Here is a 26061-nt window from a genome sequence, read left to right on the forward strand (position 1 = left end):
GCACACCGCATGGCCGACAAGCGCCGCTTCGATCTCTTCGCCCAGTTCCTCGTCGAGCGCTTCACCGCCCCGCGCATCTTCGACATCGCCGGAGGACAGGGCCGTCTGAACGAGGCCCTGTCGCGGCTGGGCCGCACCGTCACCACGTTCGACTCGCGGCACAAGCACCTGCCCGTGCGCTACGAGCAGCGGATGTTCACGCTCGACGAGCCGTGTGAGTGCGACCTGCTCGTGGGCATGCACCCGGATGGGGCCACGCGCATCATCATCGAGTACGCGGCGAAGCACCGGCTGCCCTTCGCCGTGGTGCCGTGCTGCTCGGACAACGGCATGCCCTACAACCCCTGGCGGCGCTTTCTGGCGGACCTGGCGCGCGAGCAGGGCTTTCCCTCGGTGGAGGAGCACGCGCTGCCCATGGACGGCCGCGCCCGGATCGTCCTCGGCGACTTCGGCCCCTCAGCCCGGCAACCACGCGCTGGCCCTCAGTAGCCCGCCCGCCACCCGGCGCGCCGTGGCCACGCGCCGCTGGAGCGCCGGCCTCCCCCGCGCCTCCACCGTCCAGTCGAAGTCCCGCAGCCGGGCGAGGAAGTCCTGGCGCACGCAGCCCTCGAGGCTGAAGACGTGTACGTCCTCCGTCCACCGCCGCGCCAGGCGCAAGTCCCGCGCGAGCTCCTCCCAGTCCAGCGCGGGCACCTCGATGAGGCCCGGCACGTCCACGCCGCCTCCGGTGACGCCCACGCCCACGGCGTGCGCCTGGGGGCCATAGCTCTCCAGCAACTCCGGGCCATAGGGGCGCACGAAGCTCGTGTAGAGCATCAACACCTCGCGGTCGGAGGGCACGTCGAGCACTCCGGTGAGCCGCTGCAGCAGCGTGGAGCGCGCCTGGCGCTCGTCCACGATGAAGGGCAACTGGTAGCTGTCCACCCGGTAGCCGTCGCCCCGGATGCGCTCCACCAGGGCGCGGTAGCTCGCCCGGGCCTCGCGCAACCTGCCTCCTCGCGCGAGCCGGGGTAGCAGCGCTGGCAACAGACGCCAGCGGTTGTCCAGAGCGCGCTGCATGTCGCGGATGTCCGGCTCGATGTCCAGGCCCACGCCGTCCCAGACGAGGCCCTCGGTGACGGTCCAGGCGCGCCAGTCCGCGTAGCGCCCGGCGGCCTGGGCCGCGTTGCCCTGGTGGAACCAGTAGCCCTGGTCCTTGGGCAGGAGTTGCCAGGCGATGACGGGCACGCCCGCCGCGTTCAACCGCCGCACCACCCCGGCGCGCTCGGGGCCCAGGTCGAGCACCCCGAGGCTCACGCTGGCGCGCAGGGCCTGGAGGTGCTCGAGGACGGACGGGGAGGCGAAGAGCGCCGTGAGCGGCCCGGCCTCCAGCTCGCAGAAGAAGGTGAGGCGGGCGGGGCCGGGCGTCGTCACGGGAGGGGCTCCCCGGGGTCTCAGCCGCGCGCGGCGCGGGCCAGTTGGACCTTGGTGGCCTTGGGCGCCTCGGACTCGCCCTTCATCCAGCTCTTCATCTCCGGGACGACCTTCTTGCTCCAGTTGCGGCTGGCGCGCACCTGGAGGAAGGCCACCACCAGCGCGTCCACCATGCCGGAGAGCTGCTCGGTGAGGTAGAGCCGCTCGAGGAGCTGATCATCCTCCTCCTCCGTCATGAGCTCCGGCAGCTTCGCCGCGCGGATGTCGAGGAACTCCGCGTCCAGCGTCACCTCGTACACCTTCTCGCCGTGGGTGAAGCGCAGCCGGGCCTGGTGCACGAGCAGCCCGCGGTCCAGCGAGTGGCGCACGTTCTCGGAGTAGGGCGCGAGCGTGCCCTTGGCCATCATCTCCGTCACGTCCCCGTTGACGCCGCGCAGCGTGCAGCGGCCCGTGTAGAGCACCTCCAGCCCCGTGCCCTCGAAGTCCACGAGCGCGCCGCCCGACTCCGAGCGCCACAAGAGCCAGGTGAGGAACTCGCGGCCGAGATAGGCCCGGCCCCGCAGGAGCTGTTCCCGGGCCTTGTCGCGCTCGACCTGGGCCTCGTCCCGCGTCTCCTCCTCGGTGGCTCCGCCGTCGACGCCCGTGTCACCCCTCATGAACGCCGCTTCGATTCGTGCCTGCTCACGCGTCGCCATGGCTCACCTCGCTGCTCTCGATCTCACTCTGGGAAATCTCCATGCCGATGAGCTCCGGGGTGGGGACCAGGTTCTCGTCGGAGATGCCGGCCTCGGCCGCGAGCGACACGGGCACCAGCGGCTGGAGCTTCACGTCGAAGGCCTCCTCGATGGCCAGGAGGATCTCCTCCACCGTCTTGCGGGAGGAGGCCCAGAGCTGCACCTGGTTCGTCTTCAGGTTCCAGCTCACGTCGTGCACCTTGGTGAAGGGCACGGCGCGCTGGCGCAGCATGTGCTTGATGGAGGCGCGGTTCTCGCTCTTCTCGCCGCGGGTGGGCGCCCGGCCGTTCTCCTTCTCGAAGGCCTTCTCCCACTTGCTCAGCTCCGCCTTGAGCACCGGCGCGGGCACCTTCACGGTGTCCACGCGGTAGCCGAACAGCGCGTACTCTCCATAGAGCACGCTGCCCGTGGAGAAGTCCGTGCCATCGGAGTTCTCCAACTCCACGAAGCCCGCGGCGCGCTCGTCCTCGGTCTTCTTCAAGTCGATGGGCTCGAAGTGCCCGGACTTCAGGCCCTTGGACAGCCAGCGTTTCGTGTCGGATGGGGCGTCTCCGGCCGGTGCGGACCGGAAGCGCGAGAAGGTGACTGCTCCACTCAGGACAGGCATGAGGGGGGGCAACTTGGACAAGCCGGGGTCCGCCGTCAAGCCACGCGGCGTATGGCCCTCCCGGCTGTCCAAACGCGGACGTGGCTGGTAGAGGAAGCCTGATGAACGACCTGCCCTTCGACGTCTCGCCCACCTTGTTGATCGCCCTGCCGGGGTTGCGGCTCTACGCGTTGTGTGCCGTGCTGCTCGTCATCAAGATGATCGCCGTGGGCATCTACACCGGAGTGGTGCGCTCGCGGCTCAAGGTGGCCACCAATCCCGAGGACGCGGCCCGCTTTGGCGCCCAGCTCGCCGACACGGAGCCCCCCGAGGTGGCTCGCGTGCTCCGGGCCCACCGTAACGATCTGGAGAACATCCCCGCCTTCCTCATCCTCGGCCTCGTGGCGGTGTTGCTGGGCGCTCCGTCGCTCGCCCTGAAGGTGGCCCTCATCGTCTTCACCGCCGCGCGCGTGGGACACTCCATCGCCTACCTCCGCTCCATGCAGCCCTGGCGCTCGATCAGCTTCGGCTTCGGCATGCTGTCCATGCTCACGGTGATGGTGCTCATCCTCATTCGCGTCTTCGCCTGAGCCCCCCAGCCCCCCCGAGGAGTTGCCCTTCATGCGCCCCATGCTCGACAGCCTGCCGGTCCTCTACCGGGATCTGCTTCCGGACTTCTTCCAGAAGGGAGTCCCCGTGGAGACCAAGGCCACGTGTGACTCGTGCGCCATGTGTCCCTCCTCGGCCTCGGGCACGGTGGAGTCCGTGGACGGAGTGAGCCGCCTGTTCCGGCCGGACACCAAGTGCTGCACCTACTACCCCCGCCTGCCCAACTTCCTCGTCGGGGCGCTGCTCTCGGACGGACGCGCCGAGCTGGCCGAGGGCCGGCGGCGCATGGAGGAGAAGATGGGCACCCGCCTGGGCGTGACGCCCCAGTGGGTGAAGGCCTCCGCGCGCTACAACCTGCTCTACCGCAACTCGCGCCAGTTCTTCGGCCGCGCCGCCTCCATGCGCTGCCCCTACTACGAGGAGCAGCAGGGCGGCTGCACCATCTGGCCCTACCGCGAGGCCGTCTGCTCCACGTTCTTCTGCAAGTACGTGGCGGGCGCGGACGGGCGCAAGTTCTGGATGACGCTCAAGACGTACCTGACGCTCGCGGAGATCCAACTGTCGCGCTACGCCGTGCTCCAGTTGCTGCCCGAGTACATCCTCGCGGGCCGCGACAAGCCGGAGCTGACGGACTCGCCGAGCGTGGAGGATCTGGACGAGCGGCCCGTGCCCGCCAAGGACTACACCGCGCTGTGGGGCAAGTGGGAGGGCCGCGAGGCGGACTTCTACCGGGCCTGTTACGACCTGGTGCGCGTGCTCACGCCCGAGCAGGTGGACAAGCTGCTCGGGCTCGATGGCGTCATCGAGCTCAAGGTGCTGGAGAAGAGCCACCGCGACGCCGTCACGCCCGAGCTGCCCAAGGTGCTCAAGCTCAACCCCGAGGCCACGGTGAAGTGGCTCGCGGACGGCAGCGTCGCGCTCGGGGCCTACAGCGAGTACGACGCCGTGGCGCTGCCCGGCATGGCCTACCAGCTCCTCGTGGAGTTCACCGGCCGCGAGCCCGTCGAGACGGTGCGCGAGCGGCTGCGCCAGGAGAAGCAGGCGGACCTGCACGAGGACATCCTGCTGGAGCTCTACCGCCACCGCATCCTGACGACGGCCTGAGCCTCACCCGAGAACGACGGGCCGGGTCACCTGGCGCAGCAGTTCCATGGGGCCCTGCTCCTCGAGCTGCTGGCGCTGCTGCGCCGTCTTGACGAGCAGCGAGCCGCCAAAGCCCATGGCGTTGACGTTGATGCCCTGGGACTCGGCGCACGCGCGGGGCACGAGCAACATCCAGTCGCGCGTGGCCAGCAGGTTGTAGGGCGGCAGCGGCGTGGTGCCCATGCCGGCCGCGGCCATGAGGGCCAGGTAGGCCTCGAGCATGCGCGCCCCATCCCGCGCGGGCACGTCCTCCCAGGGCCCGAGCCCCGTCGCCACATGGCCGAAGCCTAGATCGGGCACCGTCTTCACCACGCCGCGCGCCAGGGGCGCGGACAGCCACGTCTCCATGGGGACGCGCAGGCCGTCGGGCCCCAGCGGGGGGATGAGCTGCAGGTGCTTGTGCCGTTGGCTCGCGCCCGCCGCCTCGCCGGAGTTGTAGAAGGCCAGCCCGTCCAGCCCGCTCATGCACAGCGCGAGCGCCTCGAAGTCCGCGGCCGTCAGCCACGACTCCTGCTCCTCGAAGACGCGCGTCACGATGAGCAGGTGGTGCTCGACGACGTTGAACTTGTTGAGCAGACACACGTGGGTGGGGGTCAGCCCGCCCACCACGAGGTCCGGATCCGGGTGCTCGAAGGGGTTGAAGGGCGTGGCGCGGGGCGGCTCGCGTTTGGCGCGCTCGTCCTTGAGGTGCGCCCGTCCGAGCATGCGCACCTGGAAGGGCACACCCCGGTGGTTGAGGGTGCGGCACTCGGTGGCGATGGGCTGCAGGGCTCCGGTGGCCAGTCCATGCCGGGTCGTTTCGAGCATCCGGGACCAGAGGTCCTCGGGCCGCAGGAGGGACGGGGGAGCGGTGCGCGTGTTCATCACGGCGTACCTTACCGCCTCCTCCGGGGCTTGCGGCGAACCGTTCGCAACCGGTCCGGCTCCTGACTCAGGGCTCACGCATCACCTCTTCCAGCCACCGGGCGAAGGGCGTCGAGCCCACGATGGGCCCCAACCGTCCGCGCACCGACTCCCGGCCCATCGTCTGGAAGGTGTCGAGCAGGCCGAACGCGCCCAGCACCTCGCGCACCGGCCGCTGGCCGTCACGCTCCATCGCCCGGGTGATGAACGACTCGAGCTCCGGCAGGGCCCGCCCCGAGGCGAGCCACTGGGCAATGCCCTTGCGCGCCACGGCCGTGCCGCCGGGCACGTCCACCTGGCCCAGCTCGCGTCCCAGCCGCGACAGGTGCAGGCCGAGCACCCCATCGAGCAGCGCCACGCGCAGCTCGGCGTGTTCCGCGTGGCGGGTGGGGTTGCTCAGCGCGTCGGCCACCTGCTGGAAGATGCCCGAGAGGGCCGAGTCGACGAAGTCGCGGGCCCGCTTCTCCACCTGCCGCTCGATTTCGTCCGACAACGCCCCGGCGATGCCGCCCAGGGCTCCGCTGTTGCGTGCCTGATCGGCCGCGAGGCGTGCCAGGCCGGAGAAGCCCTTGGCGATGCGGTTCTCCGTCACGGGCGCGCTCACCTTGCGGCTGAACTCGATGAGCACGTTGAGCAGCAGCGCCCCCACCAGCGTGCGGACCGGCGGGCGATCCAACAGCGCGAGCACCAGCGCCCGGTCCGGGGAGTAGCGGCGCGAGGCCAGCTCCACCGCCGCCTTGGTCAGCTCGGGCGGCAGGGCCTCGCGCACGGTGCGCTTGTCCTGGGTGAGCTGCTCCTGGAGGTGCTGGAGGGCCGAGGCCAGCTCGCGCTCCGCGGTGGGCGAGGCCAGGGCGCCCTCGAGGGCCTGGGTGACGGCTCGGGCCAGCAGGGAGGGCGGAAGGAGGGCGGTGAGCGGCTGGGACAGCTCGTGCTCCACCACGAGCGCGGCGAGGCGATCCAGGGGCCCGTCGGGCGAGGTGTCCTGGAGCCGCGAGAGGAGTTGCTGGGCGTTCATGTCGGCACCATAGCCTTCATGAAGGGCAGGCGGTCACTCGGGCAGGCGGGCAACCAGGGGCCAGGTGTCTTCCGCCGGGAACGTCCGCATTGTTGAGGTACCCACCTGTAGGAGGTACAGCCATGAGCAAGAAAGACGTCCTGCATATTCCCATGACTCCTACACCCCCCTCCCGAGACGCGGGGGCGGAGGAGGAAGAGCACCCCCATCATGCCCCTCCGGTGATGCAGCCGGACGAGGGTCCGGGGGCGACCCCCTCGCTCGGTGGCAATCCGCACGTCATCAAGCCTGTGAATACGCCGGGCCGGTATCCTGGCGTGAGCGTGACCTGACGCGTGGGGGGCCGCTCTCAAGGGGAGTGTCGCGGACCGGCCCCGGACGAGGGGGCCGGTCTTCCCGCGTCGCGACAGGAGAAGGCGTTGGAGAGCCGTCTCGCCGAGCTGCTGGATTCCCGGCGCGAGGAGATCATGTGCCGCTGGATCGGACATGTCGCGCGCTTCCATGCCACGGAGCCCCACAGCCGCTCCGAGCTGGAAGACCACATGCCCCAGTTCCTCTCGGCCCTCAGCCGCAATCTGCGCGAGGGACGCCGGGAGCGGGCGCGCGACTACGACTCGTCCACTCCGGTGACGAACCAGGGGGCCCAGCACGGCCTGCAGCGGCTGCGGAGCGGCTTCGATCTCGAGGCGGTGGTCCGGGAGTATGGCGAGCTGCGGGAGATCCTCGATGATCTCTTCGAGCAGGCCGACCTGGTGCCCTCGCTGGACGAGGAGCGCGTCCTCAACCAGAGCCTGAGTCAGGCGGTGGCCGAGGCCGTGTCCAGCTATACGGCCAGCCAGCGGCTGCGCCTTCACGAGGGGCGGCTGACGCTCGACGCGGTGGAGAACGGGGACGCCTTCTTCATCCTGGACGCCGAGTGGCGGATGATCCGCGTCAACCGCACCCAGGAGCGCTTGGGCCAGATGCCGCGCGAGCAGTCCCTGGGACGTGTCTTCTGGGATGTCTTCCCGGCCACCCGGGATCCCTCCCTCCAGTATTGGACCCAGTACCACCGGGTGATGCGCGAGCGCGTGCCGGTGGCGTTCGAGGAGTACTACGCGCCCCTGGATCTCTGGACCGAGGTGACGGCCTATCCCGAGGAGGAGGGCGGCATCATCGTCTTCTTCCGGAACGTGACCGAGAAGAAGCGCCTGGAAGCGGCCCTGAAGCGCTCCGAGGAGCGCTACGAGCTCGCCTCGCGGGCCACCCAGGAGGCCATCTGGGATTGGGACCTGGTGACCGACTCGGTGGGCTGGAACGAGGGCGTGCGGGCCCTGTTCGGCTACGCGCCCGGGGAGGTGGGCGCGAGTGGCGCGTGGTGGCTCGAGCACATCCATCCGGAGGACCGCGAGCGCGTGGATCACGACATCCATGCCTTCATCGCCTCGGCGAGCGCCGAGCGCTGGCTGTGCGAGTACCGTTTCCGGCGCGCCGACGGCAGCCATGCGGAGATCGTGGATCGCGGCTATGTGGCCCGGGATGAACAGGGCAGGGTGCTGCGCATGGTGGGGGCCATGCAGGACATGTCCGCCCAGCGCGCGGCCGAGGCCGAGAGCGCGCGAGCCCGCGGATTCGAGCAGCGCCGGGCGCGGCAGATCCTCGGCCTGGCGGAGGCCGCCGCGGCCATCCACGGCGCCTCGTCGCGCGAGGGGATGCTGCGCGCCCTCACCCTGCATGCCCGGGCGCTCGTCGAGTCGCACCAGGCGGTGGTGTCCCTCACGGAGGAGCAGAACTGGACCCAGGCCATCACCGAGCTCTTCCTCTCGGAGAAGTACGCGTCCTGGCGGGAGTACGCCGCGAAGCCAGACGGCAGCGGCATCTACGCCTGGGTGTGCCAGCGCGGCCAGCCGGTGCGCATGACCCAGGCGGAGCTGGAGGCCCATCCCCGCTGGCGTGGCTTTGGCGCCCATCATCGCGAACATCCGCCCATGCGGGGCTGGCTCGCCGTGCCCCTGGTGGGACGTGAGGGGCGGAGCCTGGGCCTCATCCAGCTCTCGGACAAGCTGGACGGCGGCGACTTCTCGGCCGATGACGAGGCCCTGATCGTGCAACTGGCGCAGTACGCCAGCAGCGCCCTGGAGAACGAGCGTCTGGCCCTGGAGACCCAGAAGGCCCAGGAGCGCGCGCGCATCGCGGTCGAGGCCACGCGGTTGGGCACCTGGGACCTGGACCCCCGCGCGGGGACGCTCGTCTGGGATGCCCGCTGCAAGCAGCTCTTCGGCCTGCCGCCCGACGCACCGGTGGATTATCCGTCCTTCCTCTCCCTGCTTCATCCGGAGGACCGGGAGCGCGTGGACCAGGTCGTCCAGCGCTCCATGGACTTCCAGAGCGGAGGGGCGTTCCACACCGAGTACCGCACCGTGCGCGCGAGCGATGGGGCCGAGCGCTGGCTGGACGCGCGGGGCCGGACGTTCTTCGACGACCTGCGGCGGCCCGTGCGCTTCACGGGCACGGTGCTGGACATCACCGAGCGCAAGCAGTTGGAGGCCGAGCGCGTGGCCCTGCTGGAGCGCGAACAGGCCGCGCGTACCGAGGCCGAGCACGCCAACCGGCTCAAGGACGACTTCATCGCCACGGTGTCCCACGAGCTGCGCACGCCGCTCACCGCCATCCTGGGCTGGGTGCAGCTCCTCCGCTCGGGTCAGCTCCCCGAGGAGCGGCGCATGCGCGCGCTGGAGACGGTGGAGCGCAACGCCCACGCCCAGTCCCAGCTCGTGGAGGATCTGCTGGACATCAGCCGCATCATGTCCGGCAAGCTCGCCCTGGAGGTCGAGTCCGTCGATTTCAGCGCGGTGGTGGAAGCCGCGCTCGAGTCCATCCGCCCGGCCGCGGCGGCCAAGGGCATCCTCTTGCAACCCGTGCTCGACTCCGTGGCGACCGTCATGGGGGATCCCACTCGGTTGCAGCAGGTGGTGTGGAACCTGCTGTCCAACGCGGTGAAGTTCACGCCCAAGGGGGGCCGCGTCCAGGTGCTGGTGGAGCGGCGCGACTCCTCGGTGGAGATCGTCGTCGCGGACTCCGGCAAGGGCATTCCGGTGGACTTCCTGCCGCACGTCTTCGAGCGCTTCCGCCAGGCGGAAGGCAGTGTCGCGCGCAAGTACGGGGGCCTGGGCCTGGGCCTGTCCATCGTCAAGCACCTGGTGGAAGCCCACGGCGGTACGATCGACGCGTTCAGCGAGGGCGAGGGCCGGGGCGCCACCTTCACGGTGCGGCTGCCCACGGCCGTGGTGCGGCGCAAGGAACCGGGTGCCTCCTCCACGGGCTCGCGGGAAGAGCCCGATCTGACGTGCCCGCCCCAGCTCGAGGGCCTGCGGGTGCTGCTCGTGGACGACGAGGCGGACACGCGCGAGTTGCTGCGCACGCTGCTCGAGGGGTGCCGCGCTCGGGTGGAGACCGCGGGTTCGGCCGCCGAGGGCCTGCGCGCGCTCCTCCAGACGCGGCCCCACCTGCTCATCTCCGACATCGGCATGCCGGGCGAGGATGGTCATTCCTTCATCCGCAAGGTGCGCGCCCTGCCCGCGTCCGAGGGCGGCCGCATCCCCGCCGTGGCGCTCACCGCCTACGCCCGCGCCGAGGATCGCACCCGGGCCCTGCTCGCCGGCTTCAAGGCCCACGTGCCCAAGCCCATCGAGCGCTCCGAGCTGCTCGCCGTCATCCTCTCGCTCATTCCTCCCCTCGAGGAGCGCTGAGCGTCACGCGGGCCAGACCATCACCCACACCCACACCGGCGACCAGACGCCCATCGTGGGCAGGGGACGCACGGCGGCGGGCTTGCTCTCACGGCGCTTGCGAAACTCTTCCAGGTTGATGACGGCGGAGGCGTGGCTCATGGCGGACACCGGTTCGGAAAGGAAATCCTTCCCTATTGTCGGAAGGTGCCGTCCGCCGGTTGCGCGGATTTTCGTCCGCCAAAGCGGAGAGGGCGCGGCGGGGGGTGGGGGCGGCCGTTATAAGGCCCGCCCGACTACCGCTGAACCGGAGGTCCGTTCCCGTGGCCGCAGATGCTCTGTTCCGACCCTTCTCCTACAAGTCTCTTCATCTCAAGAACCGCATCGTCATGGCGCCCATGACCCGGTCCTTCTCGCCCCATGGCGTGCCGCCGCCCGAGGTCGCCACCTACTACCGCCGCCGCGCCGAGGGCGAGGTGGGCCTCATCCTGTCCGAGGGCACCGCGGTGGCCCGGCCCTCGGCCAAGAACGATCCCAACGTGCCGGACTTCCACGGGGAGCAGGCGCTGGCCGGCTGGAAGCGCGTCATCGACGAGGTGCATGCCGCCGGTGGACGCATGGGCCCGCAGCTCTGGCACGTGGGCTCGGCGAGCAACCCCCTGACGAAGTGGGTCGCCCCGCCTCCGATCGATAGCCCCTCGGGCCTGTCCTCGCCCGGCGAGCGCTTCACCGAGCCGATGACGGACTCGGCCATCGCGGACTCCATCGCCGCCTTTGGCAAGGCCGCCGCGGACGCCAGGCGGCTGGGCTTCGACGTGGCGGAGATCCACGGCGCCCACGGCTACCTCATCGATCAATTCTTCTGGGCGGGCACCAACGAGCGCACCGACGTCTATGGCGGTGCCACCCTCGGCGAGCGCACCCGCTTCGCCGCCGACGTGGTGAAGGCCATGCGCGCCGCGGCGGGCGAGGACTTCGTCATCATCCTGCGCCTGTCCCAGTGGAAGCAGCAGGACTACAGCGTGAAGCTCGCCCAGACGCCCAAGGAGCTGGAGGCGTGGCTCACGCCACTCGTCGACGCGGGAGTGGACATCTTCCACTGCTCCCAGCGCCGGTTCTGGGAGCCGGAGTTCGAGGGCTCGGACCTCAACTTCGCCGGGTGGGCGAAGAAGCTCACCGGCAGGCCCACCATCACCGTGGGCTCGGTGGGGCTGTCGGGCGAGTTCCTCTCGACCCTCATGAAGGGCGAGGGCTCCAAGCCCGCGTCGCTCGACAACCTGCTGCGGCGCCTGGAGCGGGAGGAGTTCGATCTGGTGGCGGTGGGCCGCGCGCTCATCACGGACGCGCAGTGGGCGCGCAAGGTGCGCGAGGGCCGTGAGGCGGAGCTGGCCGACTTCGACCGGGAAGCGCTCTCCACGCTCGTGTGAGCCCGCGGCGGCGAGCGTGGGCTTCCGCGCTCGCCGCCGCCCTCGTGGGGTGGCCCTGCTACGGCGCGAGGACCGTCACGGTGCGGGTGGCGGTGCTCGAGTTGCCGGCGAGGTCCGTGAGGCGATAGGTGAGGGTATAGGTGCCCGGCACCTGCGGGTTGACCGTGCCGGAAACCCGAATCCGGTTCGGCCAGTACAAGGTGTCCTGGTAGGGACCATCACAGCTGTCGCCCCCCGTGGCGCCCGGCTCCTGGAAGGGCGTGCCGTAGGGCAGGGTGAGGCTCTGGGAGCCGTTGACACTCAAGTGGGGCGGGCGTGTATCGACGACCTTCCACACCGTGTCACAGCTCGCCATGTTGCCGCCGATGTCGACGGCGATGACCGAAGAAGTCCAGGTGCCCGATCGATCCCTGCGCTGCGGTGGGTTGCTCACGTACTGGAGTCCGCAGTTGTCGCCGACGTCCATGTCCACGGCGAGCTGGTCGCCGTAGGCGCACTCCACCTGGAGCGTGGCGGGACAGGTCACGAGCGGCGGTGACACATCGTTGGAGCAGTCATTCGGGCCGACGAGCCGGAAGCGGGTGCGGTTGCTCTCCACCGACGGGTCATACTGCGCATAGGTCACCAGGAAGTGGGCGGGGCTCTGCGCGGCGATGCCCACCCAGTCCCCGGCCGAGCCCGCATGGAACGCGGCGAGCCCATCCTCCGCGCCCGCTTCGACCGTCCCCGAGGGGGACACCCGCGTGGTGCGCAGCTGGCGACCTCCGCCGCGGGATGCCTGCCAGAGCACCCGGTAGTCCTGTCCATCGAAGGTCGCGCTGAAGGACGCGTCGTTCCAGCCGGTGTCCGTGGGGAACTCGGCCCCGGAGCCCACGAGGATGTCCGAGGAGTCGAGCAGCGCCCCATCCGAGGCGCGCACGCGCCGGGCCTTCAAGGATGTGCCCTCGTTGAAGATCACGAGGAACTCGCCCGCCCGCGCGGCGACCCGGACCTGGGTCGCGGAGGCCGGGGAGAGGTTCAGGGCAGGGGTGTCGAGCACCTGTCCCGCCGCGTCGACGCGAGCCGCCTTCACCCCGCCGTCGGCCCACGCCACCAGGCTCGTGCCCCCCTGCGAGGCGGCATGGAAGGCGGGCTCATTCACGGCGACGTGGAAGGAGGTGGACTCGATGCGCGTGCCGTCCGAGGGACGGATCCGGATGCCCTGGAGCCTGTGGTCCGCGATGCCCTCGCCGAGCCAGGCGAAGCCATGCCAGAACACCAGGTAGTTCGTCCCGTCGAACGTCACGGTCGGTGAGTACTGGGGCAGGTAATCCGGTGGACTGATGCGCAGGGGCGTCGGATCGAGCAGCGCGCCATCCGAGGCCCTCACGCGTGCTCCCACGATGGCCGGGCTCGAGGTGAGGTCCGTCCAGGTCACCAGGAAGTTGGCTCCGTCGAAGGCCACCGAGGGCAGGTAGGAGACCTGGCTGCCCGTGGCGATGTGAAGGGGCGAGGCGTCCAACAGCGCGCCGTCCGAGGCGCGCACCCGCACGGCGAGGATGTCTGGAGTGTCGTGGCCCTCCATCTCCCAGACGACGAGATAGATGCCATTGCCCGCGGCCACCGTGGGTTGGGCGTCCACGGACCAGGGGGGCGTCGTGGTGCTCACGGCTGTTTCGGCCGAGGCCTGGAGCGTGGACTCGAGCGCCCGGGCCGTCTGGCCAATGCCTTGCTCCTCTCGGGGGGCGGCGGGGTCCGTCGGACCACACGCGGCGAGCGCGCCCAGGAGCGGGGCGCAGCGCATCAGGGAATGCCAGGAAAGACGCGCGCGAGTGCCTCGCGAGGAACTCGTGCACGGACGGGTGTCGGGAATCACCAAGGGAAAGGACCTCCTGTTGATGGCCTTGTGGGGGTGGGGTGGATAAACCCTAACATACACCTCCCACTCCGCGTGCGGTGCTGGACTCCGCCTTCAATGACAGCCAGGCGCGTCATCAGGCCCCCCGCCGGACGGCTTCCTTTTCCACGGAAGATTTCACGCGCGGCGCCCGGCTCAAGCCATACACAGACACCGCGAGGGGCCTTCCTTCCGCCCTCGCCGATGGGCCCGGCGCCTAGCAAAAGATGTGCTTCGAGTCAAAGGGGGCTCCCTCGGATTTCACGAGCTCCGTTGCTCCCTGACCGAACGGTCAAGATTCTCTATTCTCGATAAATGATAATGAACGATGGTGTCATAATAAGTTCCCTATTTTGTAAAAAGCAGTTATACACAGCTCACTGGAAATGCGCGTTCCCCAATTGTTCCAGTGACCGGAGGCAGTTCAGTGAGTCATCGAATTCGCGGAGTCGTTGGCGTTACCGCCCTGTCGTTGTTGATGAGCGCGTGCACCGAAGGGAGCGGCCTGGAGGGGTCCAAGGCCGAGGGTGTCAAGACTTTGGCGTCGGCGCTTGGCAACAACGTCGTGGACAAGGACGAGGCGGGCGTAGCGCGTTTCATCGTGGGCGACCTGGGCGCTGCCCCGGCCTCCTCGCTCGCCGCGGATCTCGCTCCGGCCCTGGCCACCATCGCGCCCCAGTTCCGCATCAGCGCGGACGACCTGCGGCTCAAGCGCTCCTACAAGGATGCGCAGGGTGACGAGCACTACCGCTACCAGGTCAGCCACAACGGGCGGGCCATCTACGGGGGCGAGCTGCGCCTGCACGCGCGCGCCGGGAAGATCATCGCCGCCAACACCAACGTGCGCGGCGACCTGACGGGCCCGGACAAGGCGGTGGTTGCGCCCGAGGCCGCCGCCATCGCGGCCGCCGAGGACCGTGACGCCCCGCTGTCCGCGCGCACCGCCGCCGGCGAGCCGGAGCTCTTCTACTACCGTGCGGGCGACAAGCTCCTGCTCGTCTATGAGGTCCGCCAGACGGGGACGCAGGCGGACGGCACGCCGGTGGACGACTCGGTGCTCGTCAACTCGCTGGATGGCTCCATCGTCCAGCGCATCCCGCACGTGCACACGGCGCTGGACCGCAAGATGTACGACGGCCTGACCAAGAGCACCCTGCCCGGCACCCTGGCGCGCATCGAGGGCGCGGCGCCCGTGGCCGACGCGGTCGTCAACACCAACTACGATCACCTCGGCACGGTCTACAAGTGCTACAGCGAGCTGTTCAACCGCGACTCCATCAACAACGCGGGCGCCACGCTCATCAGCACCGTGCACCACCAGGTGAAGTACGTGAACGCCTTCTGGAACGGCACCCAGATGGTCTACGGCGATGGTGACGGCGTCAACGCCTCCAACCTGGCCAACTCGCTGGACGTCACCGCGCACGAGCTCACCCACGCCGTGACCGAGTACGAGTCGGATCTCATCTACTCGGGCGAGTCCGGTGGTCTCAACGAGTCCTGGTCCGACATCTTCGGCGCCGTGTGCGAGTGGTACCGGGATGGCAAGGTCGTCAGCGCGGCCACCTGGATCGTCGGTGACGACGTGTGGACGCCGTCCATCCCCGGCGACGGCCTGCGCTACATGGCCAACCCCACCCAGGATGGCGACTCGCTGGACTACTACCCGGACTACTCCTCCGGCGTGGACGTGCACTACAGCTCGGGCATCTCCAACCTGGCCTTCTACCTGCTGAGCCAGGGTGGCAAGCACCCCGCGGGCAAGACGACCACGGAAGTGACGGGCATCGGCATCGAGAAGGCCGCGAAGATCTTCTACAAGGCCAACGCCGACATCATGACGGCGAGCACCAGCTTCGAGCAGGCCAAGGTCGCCACCGAGCAGGCCGCGCAGCAGCTCGGCTACGACGCGGCGACCATCGCCTCCGTCACCAACGCCTGGAAGGCCGTGGGTGTGGGCGTGCCCGTGCCTCCTCCGCCCACGTCTCCCATCGAGAAGAACGTGCCGGCCAGCGTCGAGGGCGCCAAGGGCTCCAAGAAGTACTTCGACTTCGACGTGCCCGAAGGCGCGTATGACCTCCAGGTCACCCTGGCCGGTGGCACGGGCGACGCGGACCTGTACCTGCGCTTCGCCAACGCGCCCACCACCAGCCTGTATGACTGCCGTCCCTACAAGTCCGGCAACAACGAGTCGTGCACCATCGCCGCGCCGAGCAACGGCAAGTGGTACGTGCTGCTCAACGGCTACAGCGCCTACTCCGGCGCCACGCTGACGGTGACCTGGAAGGGTGGCTACACCAACATCGAGAACCGCCAGAAGGTGGAGGGCCTCTCCGGCACGCCGGGCTCCGAGCGCATCTTCAAGATCGCGGTGCCGGCTCGCAAGAACGGTGGCAACAACCACGTGCAGATCCGCCTGCACGGCGGCACGGGCAACGTGGACCTGTACGCGCAGCACGGCTCGGCGCCCAACACCTTCGAGTACGACTGCCGCGGCGTGCACGACCACAACAACGAGACGTGCAACCTCAACGACGTGCGCCCGGGCAACTACTACATCCTGGTGTACGGCGCGAAGGGTGGCTTCGAGAACGTGACGCTCGAGGTCCTCCACCAGGAGTAGTCTGAAGCACTCGAGGTAGTTCCGGAGGGGGTGGGTCTCGCGACCCGCCCCCTTCTCGTTTCAGGCCCCGTCCGGGAACACGCGGTGCGCCCCCGCGGCGATGAGGCCCAGCAACACCACGAGCAGCCCCAGGGCCACGGGCAGGCGCGTCCAGTCCGCGAGCAGTCCGACGAGTGGAGGGCCCACGAGGAAGCCGCCGTAGCCCGTCGTGGACACCGCCGCGATGCCCACCGCGGCGGGGATGGAGGACACCCGGCCCGCCGCGCTGAACAACACGGGCACGAGGTTGGACAGGCCGAGCCCCACGCACCCGAACCCCACGATGGCCGCCACCGGGTGGTGCAGGAGCAACGCGGCCCCGAGTCCCCCGGCGGCGAGCAGGGCTCCGGTGAGCAGCAGCACCCTCGGGCCCAGGCCGCTGACGAGCCGATCCCCCGTCAGCCGCCCGATCGCCATGGCCAGCGAGAAGCCCGCGTAGCCCGCGCCCGCGAGTCCGGCCTCGGCCGCCAGGGATTGGCGCAGGTAGACGGCGCTCCAGTCCGCCATGGCCCCCTCCACCATCATCACCACGAAGGCCGCCGCGCCGAACACCAGCAGCGGCCCTCGCGGCAGCGCGAAGGCATGCGCGGCCCCGGTCCCATCCGCCGAGGCGGGCAAGAGGAAGCGCGCGCAGGCGAGCACCGCCGTGCCCCCGAACGCCGCCACTCCCAGCATGTGTGTCTCGGGCGTCATGCCCCGGGAGAGCAGCAGCACGGAGCCCCCCGCGCCGGCCAGGCCGCCCAGGCTGAACAGGCCATGGAACGAGGACATGATGGTTTTTCCCACCCGACGCTCGACGGCGACGGCATGGGCGTTCATCGCCACGTCCATGGAGCCGTTGGCGGCCCCGAGCGCCACCAACGCCAGCACCAGGGACGGGAAGTCGAGCGCGCGCACGGGCAACACCCCCAGGGCGCACAGCATCAGCGCGCTCACGAGCGTGACGAAGCGGCTGCCCCAGCGCGACACCAGCGCGCCCGTCACGGGCATGGCCACCAGCGCGCCCGCCGCCACCCCCAACAGCGCCAGTCCCAGCAGGCTCGTGCTCAACCCCAGCCGGCTCTGCACCGTGGGGATGTGCGGCACCCAGCTCGCGAAGACGAAGCCATTGATGAAGAAGATGGTGGACACCGCGGCACGGGCCTCACCCGGGGTGGGCTCGGCGCGCGCCGGGACTTCGAACGGAGAGACCCTCATGGGCGCACCTCCCCGGGGAGCCGTGGCTCCGAAACCAGCATGAAGCCGCATGAACCCGCCAACCGGGTCCGGGGGTTCATCGCGCGCTGCTTCCAGGGGAATTCCCGCCATCCTCCTCGGCGGGAAGGGGAGTGGCCCTTGCTTGTCGTTCGCATGTGTCTCCGCGTTCGTGCGTTGTTGTGCACGATAATGCGTGAACATGCTGATTCGTGCAAGGAGAGGGCTCAGTAGCTCAGTCCGTGCGCGGCGGCTTTCGCCTTCACGCTCTTCATGACGTTGGCGTCGAAGGCGTCCTGCTTCTCGGCCACGTTCTTCGCGCGCCAGGTGTCCCGCTCCGCCGCCAGCTTCGCGGCCTTCTCCTCCAGGGCCTTGCGCTCGTCGGCGAGCTGTTTGACCTTCGCCGCGCGGCCCGCGGTGTCCAGCGCGCGCAGCTCCCCGGGCAGCTCGTCGTCCGCCACGCCGGCGAGGGCCTCGGGCTGCGCCGTCAGGTCCACCGCGCCCTGCACCGGCGCGGGCGCGCTGCTCACCGCGGCGGCGGCGGCCCCCTTGCCCCGGCCCCGGGTCGTCTTCATGAACTGGATGCGCTCGGCCGCGGCTTCCGCGGGCAGCTCCGCCATCTGTCCGGCGCGGGCCTGGTTGGCCTCGCGCGCTTCCTTCTTCCCCGCGTACATCGTCTTGCGCGCCAGCTCCGCGTTCACCCGGGCCAGCTCCGCGTCATAGGGCGTCGCCACCGCCGCCATGCCACCCGACTGCTCCAGCGATTCGTACAACCCGTCCGTCGTCTTCGCCGCGTACTTCCATTGCGTCTGGGTCTCGGGGTCGCTTCCACAGCGCACCGTGTTCACCACGATGTGCTGCTCCGCCGCCCGCTTCACCCAGTGCTGGAAGTTCCATTGCTTCTCGCGCTGCGCGGGCGGCGCGTCTCCCACCAGGAAGATGAGCTTCATCGTCTCGCGGCCCGGGTCCCACGACAGCTTCGACACCGCCTCGCCCAGGCCGCGTCCCACGTGCTCGGGCGTGTCACCGCCGCCATCCGCCCGGAGCTGGCGCAGGTGCGTGAAGACGCCATCCAGGTCGTCCGTGAGATCCGTCCATCGGGTGACGTACTCGTCGCCCACGTCCCGGTAGGCCACCATCCCCACCCGCACTCGAGGCGTGGGCTTGCCCTGGGCGATCCGCGATGCGATGGAGAAGATCTTCTGCTTGGCGCCCTCGATGAGCCCGCTCATGGAGCCCGTGGTGTCCAGGACGAAGACCACGTCGATTTTGGGCTGGGTCTCTTGCCGCGGGGGAGCGGGAGGCAGGGGCGTTTGCTTCTGGGGTTGTTCCTGGGCGGGCGGGGGCGGGCCACCGGCGAGGACCTGGGGCGCGGCGAGCATGGAGAGGGCGAGCGCGGCCCCCAGGGCGGGGCGCGAGAGGGTCTTCAGGGTCATGGCGAGGAGTCCGGGGAGGGAAGGAAGTGGAGCGGAAAGTCGAGCGCGCGCGGAGGCTGTAACGGACGAGCCGCTGTTTGGATCTCCACGCGCCACGCGGAAATGTCCCGCGGGGGATTCATTCGTCCTCCCGTGGCGCGATGGCGCGAGGCACGCACAGCCGCTAGAGGCCAGTGAGTGCTTGTCTCGAGGGGCGGGAGGGTGAACGGTGGCGTGAAACACCCTGAAACACATCTTGAAACAACCGGGGGGTCGGTGTGCTCGTGTGCTCTCGGCGGAGAGGGGTGGCACGCGTGCTGCAATGTGTACGGGGTCAGGGTCCTTCCATCCACCCAGGATGGTTCCACAGCGGGGGAGTGACATGAGCGAAGCGATGAGCGAACACGTCCGCGCAGGGCAGGAGGGCGCGCGGCTGGCCCGGATTCCCCGCGCCTCGAGGCATCGGATTCTCATCATCGGTGGGGGAACCGCGGGCATCAGCGTGGCCGCGCGGCTGGCCCGAGCCGGGCAGAAGGACGTGGCGATCATCGAGCCCAGCGCCCAGCACTACTACCAACCGCTCTGGACGCTGGTGGGGGCCGGCGAGGCGCGCGTGGAGGACACCGTGCGCGACGAGGCCCACCTCATTCCCAAGGGGGTGAAGTGGATCCAGGACTGGGCACGGGACGTGGACCCGGTGGCCCGCAGGGTGAGCACCCGGGGCGGTCTGGAGATTGGCTACGACTTCCTCGTGGTGGCGCCGGGCATCCAGCTCGACTGGGACAAGGTGCGCGGGCTGCGCGAGGCGCTGGAGACGCGGCCCAACGTCTCCAGCAACTACGAGGCGCGCTATGCCCCCAAGACGTGGGACATGCTCCGCGCCTTCCAGGGGGGCACCGCCCTCTTCACCCACCCCGCCACGCCAGTGAAGTGCGCGGGCGCGCCGCAGAAGATCATGTACCTGGCCGCGGACCATTTCCGGAAGAGGGGCCTCGACAAGGCCGCGCACGTCGTCTTCGCCTCCGCGGGCAAGACCATCTTCGGGGTGAAGGAGTACGCGGCGGTGCTGGATCAGGTGGTGGAGCGCTATGGCATCGACACGCGCTTCCAGCACGACCTGGTGGAGGTGCGCGGAGCGCGCAACGAGGCCGTCTTCCGGCACACCCGGGCGGATGGAGGCGCCGAGCAGATCGTCCTCTCCTACGAGCTGCTCCACGTGTGCCCGCCCCAGAGCGCGCCGGACTTCATCAAGGCGAGCCCCCTGGCCTGGCAGGACGGGCCCAACCGGGGCTGGGTGAAGGCGGACAAGTACACGCTGCGCCACCCGGACTACCCGGAGGTGTTCGCGCTGGGAGACGCCTCGGACCTTCCCACCTCGCGCACCGGCGCGGCCATCCGCAAGGAGGCGCCCGTGCTGGTGGAGAACCTGCTCTCCGTCATGGCGGGGCGCGAGCCCACCGCGAAGTACGATGGCTACGCGTCCTGCCCGCTCACCACCGCCTACGGCAAGCTGCTGCTCGCGGAGTTCGGCTACGAGGGCAAGCCCACGCCCACCTTCCCGTTCATCGATTCCATCAAGGAACGGCATGACATGTGGCTGCTCAAGAAGTACGGCTTGCCGCAGCTCTACTGGAAGTTGATGCTGCGCGGACGGGCCTAGCGCCCCATTCCCCCATGTCCTCCTCCAGGCCCTCCCTCAGCACGCCCCTGGTGCGCTCCGCCCTGGAGGCCCTGGCCGGTGACGTGCTGCTCGTGGATGAGCGGCTGCGCGTGGCCGACGCCACCCCCCGGGCGCGGGTCCGGCTCGGCCTCGGCGAGCTGCTCCCGGGGCGGCCCCTCGCCGAGGTGCTCCGCCTCCCCGAGGGACATGGTGGGCTCGAGGCGCTGCTGTCCCACGGGCGGCCCCTGGAGGTCACTTCCCGCGGGGACGACGGGGCGGGGTGCTCCTTCCAGGTGCGCGCCCTGGCGCTCGACGAGGGCGCCAGGCGGCTCGGGTGGTTGGTGTTGCTCTCGCCGGGGGCGGAGGCCTCGCCGCGGGGGGACGTCGAGGAGACCTTCCACGGGCTGTGGACGCGCGATCCGGGGATGAAGCGCCTGTTTCGCATCGTGGAAAAGGTGGCTCGCACCGAGTCGAGCGTGCTGGTGCGGGGCGAGTCCGGTACGGGCAAGGAGCTGGTGGCCAATGCCCTGCACGCCATCTCCGCGCGGCGCAAGGGTCCCTTCCGGGCCATCAACTGCGCGGCCCTTCCCCCCAGCCTGTTGGAGAGCGAGCTGTTCGGCCACGTGCGCGGCGCCTTCACCGGCGCGGTGCGCGACAGCCCGGGCCACTTCCGGCTCGCGGACAGGGGGACGCTCTTCCTCGACGAAGTGGGGGAGATTCCCCTGGAGCTCCAGGGCAAGCTGCTGCGGGTGCTCGAGACGCGCACCGTCATTCCCGTGGGCGGGCGCGCGTCGGTGCCGGTCAACGTGCGCATCGTCGCCGCCACCCACCGCGCGCTGCGCCGCGAGGTGGAGGAGGGCCGCTTCCGCGCGGACCTGATGTACCGGCTGCGCGTGGTGCCGCTCTTCCTGCCTTCGCTGCGTGAGCGGCGCGGGGACATCCTGCCCCTGGCCCGGCGCTTCCTCGATGAGCTGGAGCGCCAGGGCTCGCGCCACGTGGAGCGCATCTCCCCCGGAGCCCAGCAGCTGCTGGAGCGCCACGGCTGGCCGGGCAACGTGCGCGAGCTGCGCAACGTGATGGAGTACGCCTTCGTCATCGGAGAAGGCCCCCTGCTGCACGAGGCGGATCTGCCGCCCGAGTTCTCCGAGCCCCGTCCGTCCGCCGAGCCCCGCGCGCCCTCCGCGTCTCTTCGTCCGGCGCGCCCGGCCAGCGCCCTGGTCCGTCCGGTGGATGACCGTGATCCGGCCACCCTGCGCGCCGCGCTGGAGGAGGCGGGCGGCAATCACACCCAGGCCGCCCTCCTGCTGGGCATCAGCCGCGTCACCCTGTGGCGCCGGTTGCGCGCGCTCGGGGACAAGGTTTCGCGGTAACGCGTTTCCCGGTGTTTCACGCGACGTTTCAACCCGGGGCGTCCGGGCGTTCCTCCAGGAGGGGCGGCCCTGGCACGGTGATGGCAATGAGCGCGGGACATGATCTTCCGTCAGCTCTTCGACGCCGAGTCCTCGACCTATACCTACCTCCTGGGCGATCCGTCCTCGGGGCAGGCCGCGCTCATCGATCCGGTGCTCGAGCAGGTGGAGAGGGATCTCACGCTGGTGCGCGAGCTCGGGCTGCGCCTCACCCATGTGCTGGAGACGCACGTGCACGCGGACCACATCACCTCCGCGGGGCGGCTGCGCGAGCGCACCGGGTGCACGGTGGTGGCCAGCGAGCGGGGGGCGTCGTGCGCCGACCTGCATGTGCGGCATGGGGACGAGGTGCGCGTCGGGGCCCTGGTGGTGCGCGTGCTCGCCACGCCGGGACATACCGATGACGGCGTGAGCTACTGCCTGGGGGAGCGGGTGTTCACGGGGGACACGCTGCTCATCCGCGGCACCGGGCGGACGGACTTCCAGAATGGGGACGCGGGCCAGCTCCACGACTCCATCACCCGGGTGCTCTTCGCCCTGCCGGACGACACGCTCGTCTACCCCGGGCACGACTACCAGGGCCGGACGGTGACGACCCTTGGCGAGGAGAAGCGGCACAACCCGCGCCTCGTGGGACGCGGCCGCGAGGAGTTCATCCACCTCATGGCCAATCTCCACCTGCCCATGCCCCGGAAGCTGGACGTGGCCGTGCCCGCCAACCGCTCCTGTGGGCGCCTGGACTCGTAAGGAACGCGCGACCATGACCTCTCCTCTCTTCCTGGATCTGCTTCCCGAGCACCTTGACACCCTGGGGCCCGAGGTGCGGCGCATCGACGTGCGCGAGCCCGACGAGTTCGAGGGACCCCTGGGCCATCTGTCCCGGGCCGAGCTCGTTCCCCTGGGCACGCTCGAGGCCGCGTGCGCCACCTGGTCCCGCGCGACGCCGCTGCTGCTCATCTGCCGCTCGGGCCGGCGGTCCGTGACGGCCGCCGAGATCCTGGCCCGGCGCGGCTTTGGCCGTCTCTACAACCTCAAGGGCGGCATGCTGGCGGTCCGCGAGGGCGCCTCCGCGCCGCGCGGCTCGGGAGTTCCGCCCACGTGATTCCGGGCCTTCACGAGGCGTTCGCGCTGCTCGTCCCTCCGGCCATGCCCCTGGTGGGCTTCGCGCTCGCGGCGCTCATCGGCGTGTCCCTGGGCCTGCTCGGGGGAGGGGGCTCCATCCTCACGGTGCCGATCCTCGTCTACGTGCTGGGCTTCGAGCCCAAGGAGTCCATCGCCATGGGGCTGGCGATCGTGGGCACCACGAGCCTCTTCGGCGCCATCGGGCACTGGCGCGCGGGCAACCTCCAGTTCCGGGCCGCGCTCGTCTTCGGGGCGATGGCGATGGGGGGCACCTTCCTCGGCGCGCGCCTGTCGGTCTTGCTTCCGGGCTCTGTGCAACTGGTGCTCTTCGCCACGGTGATGTTGGTGGCGGCGGTCTTCATGGAGCGCAACGCCCGGCGCGAGCTCACCACCCCGGCCACGGGCCGCGAGCCGCGCGCGGCCTCCTTTCCCCTCGTCGCCGCGTCCGCGCTCGGGGTGGGCGCGCTCACGGGGCTGGTGGGAGTCGGCGGGGGGTTCCTCATCGTGCCGGTGCTCGTCCTGCGGGTCGGTCTGCCCATGAAGCAGGCGGTGGGCACCAGCCTGCTCGTCATCGCCTTCAACTCCTTCGTCGGGTTCGCGGGCTACCTCGGTCACGTGAACGTGGCGTGGGGGGCCCTCACGCTCTTCACGGGCCTGGCCATCGCGGGCACCTTCGGGGGGACCTGGCTCTCGCGTTTCATCTCCCAGGCCACCCTCAAGCGGGCCTTCGCGGGCCTGCTCGTGGTGATGGGCGTCCTCATCCTCTACGAGAACCGGCGGACGCTCCCCTCGTTGGGACGGGCCGCCGCCATGGAGTCTCCGCGCCCGGCGCGCCCGGGCTGACCCCGCCCTCAGCGCGCGATGAAGTCGAACCGCTCCACGGCGGCCTTGAACTCCTCCAGCGTCGCCCTCGAGCGCTTCGCCTCCGCTGGCGCGTAGAACGTCAGAGCGACCGTGGAGGGCTGTTCCTTGAGCGGTCCCTCGAGGATGACCGGAGTAAAGTCCCCAGGCCACGGCATGCTCAGCAACTCCGGCCCATACTTGAGAGGATCCAAGATGGTGAAGCATGGCCACTTCGGCAGGCGAACCGTACTCATGTCGCAGCCGTGAAATCGGCACAGATCCAGCCGGGCCTCGGAGAAGTCACAGTTCTCCACGCCCCCGAACTGCCAGTTGTCCAGGTGCCCACGGCGGTGCCCGAACTCGTTTCCGCTGAACCGGCCCTTGAAACGACAGCCCTTCAACCCCATCGTTGTCCAGCGTGAGTCCACGAGTTCGCGCTTCGCCTGGATGGTGCAGTCGATCAGTTGTCCCGACACGAGGCTGAGCCACCGTCCCGGAACACCGAGGACGACTGTGCAACGGCGCAGCGTGAGGTTCGGCCCGAGCCAGTAGATGGCGGTGTTATCCGTCAGCTCCAGCCGCTCCCCATCTACCTCTCGGTTCTCATAGTGGATGTTCGGAGTCACGGGCCCCTCAGAAGAAGATCATACGAAAGAAGGTGCTCGCCATCCGCCGCCCATGAATCTCGAAGTTCGACTCGGTGCCCGAGAGAATCTCGTAGTGGTACTTCTGGCCCGAGGGGCCGGTGACGTCAACGCCACTTCTATTCCACTTCAAATGGGGGAAGCGTAGCCGCAATTGCTCCTCCACCCAGCGTCCTCGCGCCTGGCGCTCAAGAAGCTCCGCACGATGTACAAGGCCTCTCTTGAGCATCCGCTGGATCGCCGCTGTCACCTTCGGCCCGTAAGTCTCCTGGCTCCAGCTGGCCGCTGCCTCCTTCGCCGCCGCCTGGAGCTGGTCACCCAGTGGGTCCGAGGCGGGAAGGTCGTTGACGGACACTCCCCGCGGTAGGTGCCAGCGCTCGCCATTCCTCTCTACTTGCCTGTTGCCACCGTGGTGCCGGTACACCTCGGTGGCAGGGGACCCGCCCGAGCTGGCGCTCGCCGCGCTGTTCCGGCTCATCATCATCGCGCTGGCGAGGGCAACCTCGGGCCCCACAGTGACCGCCAGGGCACCCTCCGTCGAGGCAGCCACCGCCTGCACCTGCTTCACCCGCACGAACATCCAAGCCGGCCCGCCTTGCCCCGCGAGCTGTACTTGCGCGAGCCGGAAGCTCGGCAGCGAGCGCAACGCCGGGCCCACCTCCCTCAGCGTCCGTCCCGAGAGGGCCGTAACCGCCAGAATTATTGCCCGGGCCGCGTCGGTCCCCAGCACCTTGGCGAAACCAGCCCCGGCCTCGCGCAGTTCGTCGAAGGTGGTAGCCACCCGCGCCTTCATGACGAGTTCCGCCCAGCCGTCCATGAGGCCCCACATCGTGTCGATGCCCAGCCAGGCCACCAGCGCCACGGTGAGCACGGCCGCTGCCCCCTTCGTCACCGGCTCCGGCAGCAGCCACAGGCCCATGTAGATTCCGACCGTCCACACGACCGAGGCAATGAGTGCCTTGGGGTTCAGCTCTCGTCCGAGCGCCGCGTACGTCTCGTCCAGGACTGAGCCGAAGGCCAGCGCCAGGGCCAGGGTGCTGCGGTCATCCGAGCGCAGGTAGGGGCCGTCCTCGAATAGCCCCAGGCAGTCGCCGCCCCCGCGGGTGGTGCAGAAACGCTCGTACCTCGCCCGAAGCTCCTCCTCGGCTTGCGGCTCGAGCCGGACCGGCCCCACTGCTCTTCGGGCAGCAGGGCGTTCACGCGACCCCGTCCGCCATCGGCCCACGGCTCCCACTCTCCGGTAAATCTCCCGGCCCCTTCCACGTCGGAGACCATCCTCGCCTCCCGGGCCTGGTGCACCAGCTCCTGGACCTTCAGTACTTCCGCCGCAACCTCCTGGGGGCTCCCCTGGAACTGGCGGCCACGTGCCAATCGTTCCACGTGCTCCCGAAACTCCGCCTTGGTGATGGGAACGGGCCGTGTCCTCACTCGCCCGGGCTCGAGTACCACCACGTCGAGTACTGGAACTCCCTCGAGTCCTGGCTCCGTCGCCGGGCTCGCCCGGAGCGTGTCGTCCTCGGGTGCCTCCCTCCAGGTGAGGCTCCGCGACCCGCTTGTTCCCTCCACCAGTGCGTGCCTCCCGCACGCCGCCTGGAGCAGCAGGACGACCAGCCAGAAGCCCCAGGTCCCGCGAAGCGGCCGCGTTCGTCTTCCCTGTCTCTTGGTGTCGATGCGGCGGTGCGGTTTCTCCAAGTCAGAT

General features: G+C 69.8%; 22 protein-coding genes. 11 read left to right on the forward strand and 11 right to left on the reverse strand.

Annotated features, from left to right (window positions below; translation table 11 throughout):
• Positions 1 to 9: 9 nt before the first annotated feature.
• Positions 10 to 489: a hypothetical protein gene (locus tag D187_RS30050; RefSeq protein WP_002624835.1), complete on the forward strand. Its 480-nt coding sequence runs from the start codon at positions 10 to 12 to the stop codon at positions 487 to 489.
• On the opposite strand, the gene D187_RS30055 is transcribed toward D187_RS30050, so the two are convergent.
• The 3 genes from D187_RS30055 to rdgC are packed head-to-tail and all read right to left on the reverse strand — an operon-like array spanning position 457 to position 2754.
• On the reverse strand, positions 457 to 1413 hold the full coding sequence (locus tag D187_RS30055; RefSeq protein WP_002624834.1) for a hypothetical protein: 957 nt from the start codon (positions 1411 to 1413) through the stop codon (positions 457 to 459). The two genes, D187_RS30050 and D187_RS30055, sit on opposite strands and share 33 nt — an antisense overlap.
• Positions 1414 to 1433: 20 nt before the next feature.
• A complete protein-coding gene (locus D187_RS30060; protein ID WP_002624833.1) occupies positions 1434 to 2108 on the reverse strand; it encodes a hypothetical protein in 675 nt (224 codons plus the stop codon).
• Positions 2095 to 2754 carry a recombination-associated protein RdgC gene (rdgC, locus tag D187_RS30065; protein ID WP_002624832.1) on the reverse strand — a complete coding sequence of 220 codons (660 nt, stop codon included), beginning with the start codon at positions 2752 to 2754 and terminating at the stop codon, positions 2095 to 2097. The genes D187_RS30060 and rdgC overlap by 14 nt, the downstream gene beginning before the upstream one ends.
• Positions 2755 to 2855: 101 nt before the next feature.
• On the opposite strand from rdgC, the gene D187_RS30070 reads away from it, so the two are divergent.
• On the forward strand, positions 2856 to 3323 hold the full coding sequence (locus D187_RS30070; RefSeq protein ID WP_002624831.1) for an MAPEG family protein: 468 nt from the start codon (positions 2856 to 2858) through the stop codon (positions 3321 to 3323).
• 31 nt (positions 3324 to 3354) lie between these two features.
• Positions 3355 to 4446 carry a hypothetical protein gene (locus D187_RS30075; protein ID WP_002624830.1) on the forward strand — a complete coding sequence of 364 codons (1092 nt, stop codon included), beginning with the start codon at positions 3355 to 3357 and terminating at the stop codon, positions 4444 to 4446.
• A 3-nt stretch (positions 4447 to 4449) separates the two neighbouring features.
• Here the strand turns inward: D187_RS30075 and D187_RS30080 are convergent, their stop codons facing one another.
• Together D187_RS30080 and D187_RS30085 are read right to left on the reverse strand one after the other, a co-directional pair.
• The gene (locus tag D187_RS30080) at positions 4450 to 5349 is read right to left on the reverse strand and encodes an ATP adenylyltransferase family protein (protein ID WP_002624829.1); all 900 of its coding nucleotides are present in this window, start codon (positions 5347 to 5349) and stop codon (positions 4450 to 4452) included.
• A gap of 67 nt (positions 5350 to 5416) precedes the next feature.
• Positions 5417 to 6403 (reverse strand): hypothetical protein, encoded by a 987-nt coding sequence (locus D187_RS30085; RefSeq protein WP_002624828.1) that lies wholly within the window; start codon positions 6401 to 6403, stop codon positions 5417 to 5419.
• A 419-nt stretch (positions 6404 to 6822) separates the two neighbouring features.
• Between D187_RS30085 and D187_RS30095 the strand changes: the two genes are divergently transcribed.
• Positions 6823 to 10131 carry a PAS domain-containing protein gene (locus tag D187_RS30095; RefSeq protein ID WP_051256615.1) on the forward strand — a complete coding sequence of 1103 codons (3309 nt, stop codon included), beginning with the start codon at positions 6823 to 6825 and terminating at the stop codon, positions 10129 to 10131.
• 3 nt (positions 10132 to 10134) lie between these two features.
• Here the strand turns inward: D187_RS30095 and D187_RS56825 are convergent, their stop codons facing one another.
• Entirely contained in the window at positions 10135 to 10272 is a 138-nt protein-coding gene (locus D187_RS56825; protein WP_169433431.1) for a hypothetical protein, read from the reverse strand.
• 161 nt (positions 10273 to 10433) lie between these two features.
• On the opposite strand from D187_RS56825, the gene D187_RS30100 reads away from it, so the two are divergent.
• Entirely contained in the window at positions 10434 to 11537 is a 1104-nt protein-coding gene (locus tag D187_RS30100; RefSeq protein WP_002624824.1) for an NADH:flavin oxidoreductase, read from the forward strand.
• Between the two features lie 58 nt (positions 11538 to 11595).
• Here the strand turns inward: D187_RS30100 and D187_RS50570 are convergent, their stop codons facing one another.
• Positions 11596 to 13320, reverse strand: a complete 1725-nt coding sequence (locus tag D187_RS50570) for a DUF5011 domain-containing protein (protein WP_051256616.1) — start codon at positions 13318 to 13320, stop codon at positions 11596 to 11598.
• Positions 13321 to 13840: 520 nt separating this feature from the next.
• On the opposite strand from D187_RS50570, the gene D187_RS30110 reads away from it, so the two are divergent.
• On the forward strand, positions 13841 to 16036 hold the full coding sequence (locus tag D187_RS30110; RefSeq protein WP_002624822.1) for a M4 family metallopeptidase: 2196 nt from the start codon (positions 13841 to 13843) through the stop codon (positions 16034 to 16036).
• A 60-nt stretch (positions 16037 to 16096) separates the two neighbouring features.
• Here D187_RS30110 and D187_RS30115 read toward each other — a convergent pair whose 3' ends face one another.
• Both D187_RS30115 and D187_RS30120 read right to left on the reverse strand, forming a co-directional pair.
• On the reverse strand, positions 16097 to 17272 hold the full coding sequence (locus tag D187_RS30115; RefSeq protein ID WP_043432058.1) for an MFS transporter: 1176 nt from the start codon (positions 17270 to 17272) through the stop codon (positions 16097 to 16099).
• Between the two features lie 224 nt (positions 17273 to 17496).
• Complete coding sequence (locus D187_RS30120; protein WP_002624820.1) at positions 17497 to 18705, reverse strand: vWA domain-containing protein; 1209 nt, start codon at positions 18703 to 18705, stop codon at positions 17497 to 17499.
• A gap of 373 nt (positions 18706 to 19078) precedes the next feature.
• Here D187_RS30120 and D187_RS30125 point away from each other — a divergent pair, with 373 nt between their 5' ends.
• The 5 genes from D187_RS30125 (at position 19079) to D187_RS30145 (ending at position 23718) form a co-directional block, all read left to right on the forward strand.
• Positions 19079 to 20344, forward strand: coding sequence for an NAD(P)/FAD-dependent oxidoreductase (locus tag D187_RS30125; RefSeq protein ID WP_169433432.1), 1266 nt, complete (start codon positions 19079 to 19081; stop codon positions 20342 to 20344).
• Between the two features lie 14 nt (positions 20345 to 20358).
• On the forward strand, positions 20359 to 21714 hold the full coding sequence (locus D187_RS30130; RefSeq protein ID WP_002624818.1) for a sigma-54 interaction domain-containing protein: 1356 nt from the start codon (positions 20359 to 20361) through the stop codon (positions 21712 to 21714).
• A 99-nt stretch (positions 21715 to 21813) separates the two neighbouring features.
• Complete coding sequence (locus tag D187_RS30135) at positions 21814 to 22500, forward strand: MBL fold metallo-hydrolase (protein ID WP_002624817.1); 687 nt, start codon at positions 21814 to 21816, stop codon at positions 22498 to 22500.
• 13 nt (positions 22501 to 22513) lie between these two features.
• On the forward strand, positions 22514 to 22855 hold the full coding sequence (locus D187_RS30140) for a rhodanese-like domain-containing protein (protein WP_002624816.1): 342 nt from the start codon (positions 22514 to 22516) through the stop codon (positions 22853 to 22855).
• On the forward strand, positions 22852 to 23718 hold the full coding sequence (locus D187_RS30145) for a sulfite exporter TauE/SafE family protein (RefSeq protein ID WP_002624815.1): 867 nt from the start codon (positions 22852 to 22854) through the stop codon (positions 23716 to 23718). Before D187_RS30140 ends, D187_RS30145 begins: the two co-directional genes overlap by 4 nt.
• Positions 23719 to 23726: 8 nt before the next feature.
• Here the strand turns inward: D187_RS30145 and D187_RS30150 are convergent, their stop codons facing one another.
• Together D187_RS30150 and sitA5 are read right to left on the reverse strand one after the other, a co-directional pair.
• Complete coding sequence (locus D187_RS30150) at positions 23727 to 24344, reverse strand: hypothetical protein (RefSeq protein ID WP_002624814.1); 618 nt, start codon at positions 24342 to 24344, stop codon at positions 23727 to 23729.
• A gap of 7 nt (positions 24345 to 24351) precedes the next feature.
• Complete coding sequence (gene sitA5 / locus D187_RS50575) at positions 24352 to 25536, reverse strand: SitA5 family polymorphic toxin (RefSeq protein WP_002624813.1); 1185 nt, start codon at positions 25534 to 25536, stop codon at positions 24352 to 24354.
• Positions 25537 to 26061: the final 525 nt, after the last annotated feature.

It is taken from the genome of Cystobacter fuscus DSM 2262, from assembly GCF_000335475.2.
Classification (GTDB): domain Bacteria; phylum Myxococcota; class Myxococcia; order Myxococcales; family Myxococcaceae; genus Cystobacter; species Cystobacter fuscus.